Genomic DNA, 8,570 nt, shown 5'->3' with positions numbered 1-8,570 from the left:
GTCGAGGGCTTCACTTCGGGTCGCCCGACCCTACGTCGATAAATAGTAAAGCGACATATATAAAACCACCCGCCTCCCCTGCTGCTACCTTTCAAAAGTAGGAATTAGCAGCAACGTCTTCTTAAAAGGTTTGGGGGATTGCGAAGTAGTGGATGACGTCGCGGAGCGGCACGCTTGCATCAAGCGGGATTGTTCGCCCAAGGAGCTCGCAAATGAATGCGCAGACGAACACTGCGATTATGAGCGCTGAGGCTTTCGCGACGTCGCCTTTCCGCAGAGCTGCTGCAACCGGGATCACAAGCACGAGCGTGAGCACCGCAGACACTCCTCTCGCGAGGAACACCGACTTGAGCTCGCCATGAACGTCTCGTGCAGCGTTTCGAGCTGCGCCATGCCCGCAGGCGTCGCCGCTTGCAATTTGGACGTTTGCGAAAATCGTGATGAGGAGCAGGTATTTTGCAGAAAGCACTGCTGCTACTGAGGTCATCCCTAGGATGAACGTCGTCAGAAGAACACTGGCGTCGTGGCAATCTCTAAAGCAGGAAGCGCCGGTAGCATGTAAACATGTCTCTAGAAGAGCACAAAGATAAAGCCAACGACCGCCGCAGGGACGCCTACGGTGAATCTTGCAGTCCTGAAATTAGTCTTTATCCCTTCTATGACCTGCCTACGAGTTTGGCTAACGCCGTTCCGCCGAAAAGCCCAAATTCCAGCTCGAATACCCAAAGTATAGTGTATATCAGAAGAAAGACCACGAAGACCGAGAACACCGCAATTTCCTGACTCATCGGCGACATCGCCACGTTCGCCATCGTCCTGTATGCAGTTAACGGTCTGGCTTCGTGCGAGAGTTTACTCTTTGCGAACCTTATCCGCACCGGCATCCTCGGTTCACGCCGCCACCATCCTCACCTAAATGGGCTTGGGGGCTATCTTTTTCAGAATGTTTATGACGCCGTTCACGTCCGCATTCACGACGATCCGCAGTCTTTGCAGACGTAATAGGCCCCTCATGCATCCTGTCTCCGCTCTTTGTGCTGCCGCACCTGAAGCACGTCCTTGATGTATCTCTCTCATCGACTTCAACGTAGTTTTTATACTATGGCTCTCGCATTTCGCCTTGAGTTCCCGCTTAAACGGCCCGAACGGACGTAGTGGAAGTTCTTGTTGTTCTTCTTACAAAAAGTCGCTAAGAAAGCTTATGAACCTATTCTGAGATGGGGGAGGTGGGTGGAAAAGTTTTAAATAAATACTTGAATGTTTGTATTTTCATTGGCGAGGCTGCGGGTATATCCTGTTAGGGGCAGCGTGCTCCGCCCGAACACGTCGCTCAGGCTCTGGGCAGGTTGCCCTCAAGGAATCAGAGTGGAGAGGCTTAAAGTGAAGCTCCCGCCTTCAGTCGTGGAGTAGCTTATACCCCCCCTCCCCACCGCCAAGTTTATGGTTTAAATGAGAGGGCGGAAGTTTTATGTATCCGTAGTTATTTTTGTCTCGATGGGCTGGAGCGGCGTCCGCCAGTTTTCCAGCCCGATGCGGGTGCGGTCTTACAGCCACCCCGATGGCTCGATGAAGCGGGACGGCGTCCCACGCACCCACGCACGCACGGGCGAGGGCAAGCTAGCTCCTCGTTCATCGAGGAGACGCTGACCTTTCTTATCCCTTTTTATAAAAATGTTGCTTGCAAAATCTCGTTTTTCAGGCGGGATGCGCAAGGAAAGTGGGCGAGCACAAGGGTATGTGACATCTCCTTCTCACCGGAGTAAGAACGCAGTGATAGCAGTTGGCTCTTGCTTCAGAGAGACGCTTTGCCCGTGAGCACCGCTTCTGCGGCGACACGAAGTAACAGGCGCCAGGTCTGCCTTCAGAGCAGTCTGCCTTAGAATCATCTAACAATCTTCAGTATATCAATTTCAAGGATGTCCTCAGCGCCAAGCTCCTTGAGCCTTGGTATGAGGATATTGACCTCGCGCTTGCTGACCACGGTTTCGACAGCGTAGTAGGCTTCACCGTCGCCATAGAGTCTTGATATCGTGGGGCGTTTCAGGGCGGGGAGCGCTCGCACGATGCGCTCGAGGCGGTCCGCCCGCACGTTCATGCTCAGCAGGACCTTGCCACGGGCTTCGAGGACGCCGAGGAGCAGCGTCTTTATCTCCTCGATTGCCTTGCGTTTCTTCGGATCATTCCACGCAGCCTTGTTGGCAATGAGCCTCGTTGTCGACTCAAAGAGCACGTCGATGATTCGCCAATTGTTCTTTGCGAGCGTCTCGCCGGTCTCTGTGAGCTCGACAATGCCGTCCATCATATCCTTGGCTTCGGTGGCACCGTATGAAAAGAAGATTTTGACCGGAATCGCAAGTTGCTCAAAGTAGCGTCTCGTGATGTTCGGATATTCGGTGCTGATTTTTGCGTTTTTTGGCATTTGTTCAGGACGTTCAATTCCGCTGTCGTGCTGAACCGCCAGGACGATTCGCACAGGGGCGTTGCCACGCTTTCCGTATCTGAGGTCTGCGACTTCGACGACGTCCGCGCCTCTCTCTACGATCCAGTCTTTGCCGGTGATGCCGAGGTCGAAATAGCCCTGCTCCACGAATTCTGGAATCTCCTGCGGACGCAGAATCTTGACCTTGGAGATACGGGGGTCGTCGATCGTCGGGTTGTAGCCCCGCTCCGTCCGCCGCACCTCCAAGTCAGCCTGCTTGAATAGCAGCAGCGTCTGCTCTTCCAAGCTTCCCTTCGGAATCGCTATGCTTATCATGGTCGTCATTTAAAACGTGCTGAGCTTACCTTCTATCACCATTTCGGAGATTTTTCCTACTTCCGCGAGATTTTCGTCTATGATTTTGCGGGCGGCGTTTTCGATGGTGTTGAAATTCGTATCTGACGTGGGGATTATTTGAGCGCTTGCAACCTTCGGCTCGTCAATCCGCCGTCCGATTTGCGAGAGAATCTTCACATAAACCTCCTCGACGCCTACCACACGCTCGAAGATTTCGTTAGCGATTCTATTGGCGAGCAGGTTGTAAAGTTTACCCGTGTGGTTAATGGGGTTTTTCCCAGAAGCAGCTTCCATGCTTATCGGGCGGTTGGGCGTGATGAGCCCGTTGCAGCGGTTGCCACGCCCGGCGCAGCCATCATCACCCATCTCCGCCGAGGTCCCCGTGACGGTGATGTAAACGGACTGCGGCGTGTCGGCGGCGTTCACCGCAACGCTCACCTCCCGCTCGGTGAACTCGTGGGCTACACTTTTTATGAACTCGGTGAGCTGGCGCTTCACCGCCGCATAGTGGTCGTAGTCGTCCACGTATTTCGAGACGATGGCGTCCGCAACCGTCAAGTTTATCCTGTCGCCGTTCCGCACGCCCATGACCTTCATGTCCTCACCTATCGCTTTTTCCTTATGCCTGAGCTCTCGCATCACCCGCCGCTCGGCGTTCAACACAATCTTCTCGGTCTCAGAAAGCGGGGCATGAGCGACGCCAAACGAGGTGTCGTTTGCGTAAGGGACCTCTTCCTTAAGTCTACAAACCTCGATGAGGTCGGCGGAGCCCTTCCCAAGCTTGCAGTCCACGATGACGTGCGCTTCGACGTCGAGATTGCGGACAGCTTGCCTTAAGTAGTGCTTCGCAGCTCTTATTGCGATAGTATCGGTTGCGAAATCTATGCCCTCATACTCTTTTATTGCTCTTCCTGCGACGAGCATGTATATCGGTGAGATAACCTCGCCGCCGCCGAAGCGGGGCGCCGAGCTGCCGGCGACGATGAGCGTTTTGTCGGTGTTGTGGTGGAGGACGACGCCGCACTTCTTTTTATATTCTCGGCTAAGAGCCGCACTTATCGCCTCTGCGATGCCATCGCAAAGGCTGTCGGGATGCCCTAAGCCCTTCCTTTCGACAATCTCTATCTTCTGTCCCTCTACAGGCGTCGTTCTTAGCATCTCAACATTTATGTTCCTCATGCTCATTTTCCCGCCCTCTTTACTCAACATTCGCTCTCTCAGAGATTATAGCGCTGTTGCCTGTGGGGTCCTCAATTATCAGTCGCATCCTTCTCCTCCCTGCCTTTATCTCATTTATCTTCCTGAAAAGTTCAGCAATTTTCGCCTTTTGCTCCTCGTTGGCATCCCGCTCTAAGAGCTTCAAGACACTTTCGACACGCTGCAACACGCCTTCGACATTTGAAATGAAGGCTTCGCCCTTCTTTGGCTCCACGACGACGCCGAGCTCCGGAATTTCAATCCTGCCATATTGCGACCTTACGACCCGTACGCTCAAATCCTCCTCAGAAGCGACCTCCACCTCATACCGCTTGTTGCGCCGCTTTGAAAGAATCATAACGTCCGTTGTTTTGTAACCGCAGCCGCACACCGCATTGAAAATCATAACTTCGCCAAAATAGGACACCTCGTAAGGAACGAAGCGCAAGGTCATTTCGGAACCACAAATAGGACAAACTCCTTTCATCTGACCCTCGCTCATGCACTCCTCCTAAGAGCAGTAGTTATTTGGCTATTTTCCTCCTTTCTATCCTGATGCCCGTCGGAGTTACTATTATTTTGTCGTCATCCAGTCCGGCGATGTCCCCGCCAACGTCCGCCACCACTCTTTTCAAATCCTTTATCGCTCGCTCCACCGTAATCTTGTCCTGCTTTATTAGAGATATGTCAAGTATGAGGATGTTCCCCTTGTAAATCTCCTTTTTCAGTTCGGGCATCTCGTTCAGACTCGTTAGCTCTACCGCCTTCACATACGACTTCGCTTCCTCTTCCGCAAGCTCCACGTATTCTTCAATGTCAAGGTCAACATAATCTTCTACGTTCTCCCTCCGCGCAAGCTCCTTCTTCTTGAATAACCTCATCGCAGCCCCCCCATAAATGTATGTCTCCTTTTAAAAATTAGTTTGGGTCAGGTATGTTGAAGGCGTGGGGACAGCTTGTGACGCCTTGGGAAAGTCTCCCAAGCCATAAGTTGCGCGTTTTTAGATGCCGTTCTCGGCGGCTGCAGGGCGGTCAAGGTCTCTTTTTATTTTAAATAAACTGTCTGCAAAGGCAAATTTTAATAAAGCAGATGCTTGAAAGAGTTCTAATGAAGCATATATTCTTTGTTATCGCCTTAGCATTAATATTCGTGAATGTTGCCGCCGCAAAGACATACTGCGTTGATGATGACGGTTCTGACTGTCCAACCGCCGATTTTGTAAAGATTCAGGACGCTGTGGACGCCGCCAGCAGCGGGGATGAAATTTTAGTTTACCCCGGCGTGTATTTTGAGGACGTTGTGCTGAACAAGAGATTGACGCTCCGTGGCGTAGATTCGCCGGAGATAAACGGCGAGAGGGAAGGGATACGGATTCAGGCGGCGGGCTGCTGGGTCGAGGGCTTCCGTATAAACTTCTGCGAGCTTGCTGGACTCTCCGTCGAATCCGAGGATAACGTCATCATCCGCAACATCATCGAACACAATAAATACGGGATAAAACTACAACGCGCCTCAAAGAACATTATTAGGGAAAACAAACTTATGAATAACGATTACGGCTTGTATCTTCACGAGTCATCTGAGAATTTCATATACCTGAATGACATCATCGGTAACGTTGACAGCGTTTATTCCTACAAATCTCAGAACTGGTGGCATTCACAGGGACGGGTTTCCTACGTTTATAACGGCAAGACTTTTGAAAACTACTTGGCGAATTACTGGAGCGACCATAAACACGTAGACCTCGATGGCGATGGCATCTGCGACTATGTTTACCTCATAGATGGCGAGGATGAGGATTACTTCCCGCTCATCATGCCGTTTGAAAATTACGAGATTCTCAGGACGCCGGAGGTAATGCCGAGCCCTGCCGCTGGGACGCAAGACGCCACAACCACAGGCGCCGGAGATGGCAGCGGAGGCGCACCAGCACCCACGCCGACGAGAACGCCTACTGCCGACGGCGCTTTGTTAATATTTGGGTTTGTGTCCACTCTGCTGATGCTAAAAGAAAAGCAGCGGCGACGAGCGACTGAGGAAACACGGTCATTGTTTGATTAAGTCGAGTTAACCTACCTCATTTTAGCCTTCACGAGCGTTATTATTTTTTGTAGTGCATCAGAGGCTTTTCCGTGGATGACGACGTCTGCGTAGTTGTCGTGGGCGGTGGGTGTTAAATTTATTATCACGAGCCGTGCGCCACTTCTTTTCGCAAGCAGCGGGAGCGCTGCCGCCGGATACACGACGAGCGACGTGCCTACGACCATGAAGAGGTCGCAGCTCGCCGCAGCTTCTTCCGCGAGCCGCATCTCTCTTGCGGGCATCGGCTGTCCGAAGGAGATAGTCGCAGGTTTCAAAATGCCGCCGCACGCATCGCACCTCGGCGGGATTTCGCCACGTGTCACTCGCCTCTGAATCTCGTCCCTCGGATACCTTTTGCCGCAGTCCAAGCAGACGACGAACAACAGCGTCCCGTGAATCTCGATGACTTTGTCCTCAGGAATGCCAGCCTTCTGGTGCAGTCCATCGACGTTCTGCGTGATGACACAGTGCAACTTCCCCAGCCTGTAGAGTTCCGCAAGCGCAAGGTGCGCGGCATTAGGTTTTGCATTTGCAACGACCGGATAGAAATCTCGGCTGAATTCCCAGTATTTACGGCGGGTCGTCTCGTTCGCCAAGAACCTCTGGAAGGAAAATTCATCAGGGTCGTATCTGCTCCAAATGCCGCCGGGGCTCCTGAAGTCCGGGATTCCGGACTCGGTGCTTATGCCAGCGCCTGTGAGCGCAACGACTCGCTCCGCCCTCAAAATCAGGCTCGCCACCACGTCCGTCTTGTCCCCTACATCCATTATCATATCTTTTACGCCGGCTTTTATCTTCCTGTTGCTTGCAAGACTTCTCCCGAAAGGGAGGAGTTGTTGGCGGTAGATTTTAAGAAACGGTTGCTGCTAATTCCTGCCTTTTGAAAGGTAGGATACAGCAGAGAAGGCGGGCGGGGAAGTTTTGTATATATGTTGCTTTACTATTCATTTCTATCACCTCAAACTCTCTAAAAACTCTCTCAATAAAAGCGCTGTAAATGCTGGTTTTTCTAATTGGCAAACTGTTCTATACATTTTCGTATGATCCTTTATCCAAACAACACCGTCAAGAACAGCAACTCTTAAAGCATTGCCATCAGATCCTCTTAATAGTCTTAAGGCGTCTTCAAATTGGGCATTTTGGTGTCCTCCATAATCTGTTAGAAATTTTGCCTCACCAATAATATATATATATCTTTAACTTTTGCTATAAAATCAGGCCCTTTGTTCAGGTTACATCCAAGATAACTATTCGCAAAGTTTAATAAATGATTTTCACTCCCTTCCAAAAATGATATGTCGTGCGATGATACAAAAACATCATCATTTAAGAATGGATATTCCAATGTCCTCAACCATCTTTTAAACAACGTACCTATTTGTCTATTGAATTCTTTGGGTTCTTCAAGTGCTTTTATCATATTTTCATAGCCCATAGAGCGAATACGTTCTGCTAATCTATGTACAGTGCGGGGATTATACTCCAAGAATATCTCACGCTTACGTAGAAAAGCAACATATGGATCTTTAATGGGAAATTTAGGCAATTTTAAGAGTTTCTTAATAAATGCATAGTCATCTTCGCCATAAAAAAGTCCTCTTAAATCCTCCTTTATTTCACTAGGTATATATCTTTCGGTCTCCTGAGTCACAGGGTACACTTCCAATAAGTTGTCTAAATAACCGGGTGCATTTGCAAGTTCTATACTCCTTCTAACCCACTCATTCATTTTCAACACCTCCATTTTTGACTATTTCAAACAAAGTATATGCAGAATAATGTTTCATTTTGTTGATTCTTTTTTGGCATGTTTCAATAGCTATTTTAGAATTATCTATTCCTATCCATCTACGTCCAGTTTCCTCGGCGGCTATTAATGTAGTTCCAGAGCCAACAAAACAATCCAATACGATGTCGTCTGGATTTGATGATGCCTCTATTATTGTTTTAAGCATCTCCAAATTTTTTTCTGTTGGGTATGTGGGGTATGGAGGATCTTTTAATTCCCATACATCCTGTCTTTTTTTTACCTTTTGCCAACACATCATCCACATAAATTTTTTTACGTGGATTTCCAGTCGAGGACCATTCAATTAATCCCATTTTATCTAGTCGTTCTAGCTCTTCTGGAGGATATCTCCAATGCCTTCCTTTTGGTGGCTTTATTCCTCTCCAAGGTTGTCCTGTAGGCCCATTTTTAGTTTCTCCGGGAGCATGGAGTGGAGTTGTGGTATACCTTCTTCCATTACTATCAATTTTAGGAAAGAGTCTTTTTATATCTTCTTCAGTAAGTTCCTCCCTAGGGTCGTTCCAGACATATTTAGATGTTTTAGAATAAAACAATATCATATCTTTAATATTTCCATAGGCTTTTCTTTCAAAGTTTTTTGGATTACACTTGATCCTTGTAATGTCATTTATAAATCTATCAGGACCGAATATTTCATCCATTATTATTTTTACATAATGACCTATTTTGCAATCAATATGAAGATAAATTGATCCATTATC

Annotated in this window: 14 protein-coding genes; 3 read left to right on the top strand and 11 right to left on the bottom strand. The window is 49.1% G+C overall.

Annotated features, from left to right (window positions below):
• Positions 1-121: 121 nt before the first annotated feature.
• Together ACXJJA_RS01595 and ACXJJA_RS01590 are read right to left on the bottom strand one after the other, a co-directional pair.
• Complete coding sequence (locus ACXJJA_RS01595; protein ID WP_456486477.1) at positions 122-487, bottom strand: hypothetical protein; 366 nt, start codon at positions 485-487, stop codon at positions 122-124.
• 169 nt (positions 488-656) lie between these two features.
• Entirely contained in the window at positions 657-884 is a 228-nt protein-coding gene (locus tag ACXJJA_RS01590; protein WP_456486476.1) for a hypothetical protein, read from the bottom strand.
• 388 nt (positions 885-1,272) lie between these two features.
• Here ACXJJA_RS01590 and ACXJJA_RS01585 point away from each other — a divergent pair, with 388 nt between their 5' ends.
• Both ACXJJA_RS01585 and ACXJJA_RS01580 read left to right on the top strand, forming a co-directional pair.
• Entirely contained in the window at positions 1,273-1,410 is a 138-nt protein-coding gene (locus ACXJJA_RS01585) for a hypothetical protein (protein WP_456486475.1), read from the top strand.
• 39 nt (positions 1,411-1,449) lie between these two features.
• Positions 1,450-1,647: a hypothetical protein gene (locus ACXJJA_RS01580; RefSeq protein WP_456486474.1), complete on the top strand. Its 198-nt coding sequence runs from the start codon at positions 1,450-1,452 to the stop codon at positions 1,645-1,647.
• A 235-nt stretch (positions 1,648-1,882) separates the two neighbouring features.
• Here ACXJJA_RS01580 and hisG read toward each other — a convergent pair whose 3' ends face one another.
• The 4 genes from hisG to ACXJJA_RS01560 are packed head-to-tail and all read right to left on the bottom strand — an operon-like array spanning position 1,883 to position 4,854.
• Positions 1,883-2,755: an ATP phosphoribosyltransferase gene (hisG, locus tag ACXJJA_RS01575; protein ID WP_456486473.1), complete on the bottom strand. Its 873-nt coding sequence runs from the start codon at positions 2,753-2,755 to the stop codon at positions 1,883-1,885.
• Positions 2,756-2,764: 9 nt separating this feature from the next.
• Complete coding sequence (locus ACXJJA_RS01570) at positions 2,765-3,955, bottom strand: methionine adenosyltransferase (protein ID WP_456486480.1); 1,191 nt, start codon at positions 3,953-3,955, stop codon at positions 2,765-2,767.
• Positions 3,956-3,974: 19 nt separating this feature from the next.
• Positions 3,975-4,475 (bottom strand): ZPR1 zinc finger domain-containing protein, encoded by a 501-nt coding sequence (locus ACXJJA_RS01565; RefSeq protein ID WP_456486472.1) that lies wholly within the window; start codon positions 4,473-4,475, stop codon positions 3,975-3,977.
• Positions 4,476-4,497: 22 nt separating this feature from the next.
• The gene (locus ACXJJA_RS01560) at positions 4,498-4,854 is read right to left on the bottom strand and encodes a cell division protein SepF (RefSeq protein WP_456486471.1); all 357 of its coding nucleotides are present in this window, start codon (positions 4,852-4,854) and stop codon (positions 4,498-4,500) included.
• 227 nt (positions 4,855-5,081) lie between these two features.
• Between ACXJJA_RS01560 and ACXJJA_RS01555 the strand changes: the two genes are divergently transcribed.
• Complete coding sequence (locus tag ACXJJA_RS01555) at positions 5,082-6,038, top strand: right-handed parallel beta-helix repeat-containing protein (protein WP_456486470.1); 957 nt, start codon at positions 5,082-5,084, stop codon at positions 6,036-6,038.
• A gap of 11 nt (positions 6,039-6,049) precedes the next feature.
• Here the strand turns inward: ACXJJA_RS01555 and ACXJJA_RS01550 are convergent, their stop codons facing one another.
• The 5 genes from ACXJJA_RS01550 to ACXJJA_RS01530 form a co-directional block, all read right to left on the bottom strand.
• The gene (locus ACXJJA_RS01550) at positions 6,050-6,832 is read right to left on the bottom strand and encodes an SIR2 family NAD-dependent protein deacylase (RefSeq protein ID WP_456486469.1); all 783 of its coding nucleotides are present in this window, start codon (positions 6,830-6,832) and stop codon (positions 6,050-6,052) included.
• A 180-nt stretch (positions 6,833-7,012) separates the two neighbouring features.
• Entirely contained in the window at positions 7,013-7,240 is a 228-nt protein-coding gene (locus ACXJJA_RS01545; protein WP_456486479.1) for a hypothetical protein, read from the bottom strand.
• The gene (locus ACXJJA_RS01540; RefSeq protein ID WP_456486468.1) at positions 7,219-7,788 is read right to left on the bottom strand and encodes a restriction endonuclease; all 570 of its coding nucleotides are present in this window, start codon (positions 7,786-7,788) and stop codon (positions 7,219-7,221) included. The genes ACXJJA_RS01545 and ACXJJA_RS01540 overlap by 22 nt, the downstream gene beginning before the upstream one ends.
• Positions 7,781-8,104 carry a DNA methyltransferase gene (locus tag ACXJJA_RS01535; RefSeq protein ID WP_456486478.1) on the bottom strand — a complete coding sequence of 108 codons (324 nt, stop codon included), beginning with the start codon at positions 8,102-8,104 and terminating at the stop codon, positions 7,781-7,783. Before ACXJJA_RS01535 ends, ACXJJA_RS01540 begins: the two co-directional genes overlap by 8 nt.
• A partial coding sequence (locus ACXJJA_RS01530; protein WP_456486467.1) for a DNA methyltransferase occupies positions 8,007-8,570 on the bottom strand: 564 nt, incomplete at its 5' end. The genes ACXJJA_RS01530 and ACXJJA_RS01535, both read right to left, overlap by 98 nt.

It is taken from the genome of Candidatus Alkanophaga liquidiphilum (assembly GCF_053996935.1).
This window is presented reverse-complemented; position numbering and strand designations above follow the sequence as displayed.